The organism is Mesorhizobium sp. M1A.F.Ca.IN.020.06.1.1 (assembly GCF_004023265.1).
Classification (GTDB): Bacteria; Pseudomonadota; Alphaproteobacteria; order Rhizobiales; family Rhizobiaceae; genus Mesorhizobium.
Genome location: NZ_RZSR01001220.1, coordinates 1 through 1466, shown reverse-complemented (window position 1 = coordinate 1466; position 1466 = coordinate 1). Strand labels below are relative to the sequence as shown.

The window sequence follows — 1466 nt, the reverse complement described above, 5'->3', positions numbered from 1 at the left end:
CTCGACATCAATGACTACGAACATCACGGCCAGCGGGAAATCGGATTCATCACCCGGCCGCTGCGCCGGCCTGCCGCGACGCTTGCTGCGGACAACTACTCCGTGCACATCCTCATGGATCGTATCGAAGCAATCGACCGTGAGGTCGGGCTCCCCTTCGGTTGGTTCTTCCTTATGACCCATGGCAACTGGGTCGAACCCGAGGTCGGCGCCATCATCGCGGACGGACTGCGTGAAGCGCGCGTGCGCCTCCCCGACCATGATGCGACGGTCCTGCTGCGCTGGGCGGACCAGCGCTATGGGTTCTGAGCGACCGCATCCGCTGAGCACGCAATCGCGGGCCGGCATCGGCGAATTGTCGAAGCAGGTTTGGTCTCAGAAAGACCCGGCACTGGTCGTCGATGTCCTTGCCGTCGCGATCTCATAGTCGGCGGCAAAACGCAATTCGCGCAGCGGCCGCACCCGCTTGATCGCCTCCTGATAGAGCGGATGCGCCTTGTAGGCTGCGAGCTCGGCGTCGGTGTCGAATTCGCCGTAAACGACGACGTCGACTTCCTTGCTGGCGGGATCGCTCCTGCGATTTTGCGCGACTTCGAGCCGGCGTGCGTGCGGGATGTTCGTCAGCAGCGCTAGCCCGTCCAGGATCGGTTCGAGCTTGCTGCTGTTTGCGGCGGTGAAAAAGACGATGTGTCGGATCATGATCTGAGTAGTGTCGGCATGGATTTGCGAGGCGGAGCAGTATAGGGCGTAATCCGTCTCAAGCCGCTGCACGCGTGATGGCTTCCGGTCGGGCCGGGATCCCAACATTGTCGATCAGCCGCGTCTCGCCCAGCCAGGCAGCCACGAGCAAGCGTCCGGGCCTGTCGAACCTGTGCATCGGCGCAAGGTCGTCTTCGCCCCGCAGCTCGAGATACTCGATCCGGGCGTAGCCTGCCGCGGCAATCGCCGACCGCGCCGCGTCGAGCGCGGCGTCGACCGGAGTTCCGCCGGCGATGCGCGCGGCGGCGTCGAACAGGATCGCGGCGAGCTTCGGCGCGGCCTGCCGCTGCGACGACGACAAGCGCACGTTGCGCGACGACATCGCCAGGCCATCCTCCTCGCGGACCGTCGGGCAGGCGATGATCTCGATTGGGATATCCAGATCCCGCGCCATCCGGCGCACAACGTGCAGCTGCTGGAAGTCCTTCTCGCCGAAGAACGCGAGATCGGCGCCCGTCTGCAGGAAGAGTTTTGCCACAACGGTCGCCACACCGTCGAAATGCCCCGGCCGGAATGCGCCGCACAGGCCCTCACTCACGCCTGCAACTGAGACCGTGGTGGCAAAGCCTTCAGGATAGATCTCGGAGGCATGGGGCGCGTAGAGAATATGGGTGCCCAGCGGAGCCAGCTTTGCGGCGTCCTCGTGTTCCGTCCGCGGATAGGCGACCAGATCGGCGGCGCTGTTGAACTGCTTCGGATTGACGAAG

Annotated in this window: 2 protein-coding genes and 1 pseudogene; 1 reads left to right on the top strand and 2 read right to left on the bottom strand. The window is 64.4% G+C overall.

What is annotated here, in order from left to right; genetic code table 11:
* Positions 1 to 309: pseudogene (locus tag EOA60_RS37935) on the top strand (hypothetical protein); the annotation flags it as partial.
* A gap of 66 nt (positions 310 to 375) precedes the next feature.
* On the opposite strand, the gene EOA60_RS32660 reads toward EOA60_RS37935, so the two are convergent.
* Both EOA60_RS32660 and EOA60_RS32655 read right to left on the bottom strand, forming a co-directional pair.
* The gene (locus tag EOA60_RS32660) at positions 376 to 699 is read right to left on the bottom strand and encodes a Dabb family protein (RefSeq protein WP_127336108.1); all 324 of its coding nucleotides are present in this window, start codon (positions 697 to 699) and stop codon (positions 376 to 378) included.
* A 58-nt stretch (positions 700 to 757) separates the two neighbouring features.
* Positions 758 to 1466 (bottom strand): pantoate--beta-alanine ligase (locus tag EOA60_RS32655; RefSeq protein WP_128312600.1); only part of this gene is annotated, 709 nt, incomplete at its 5' end.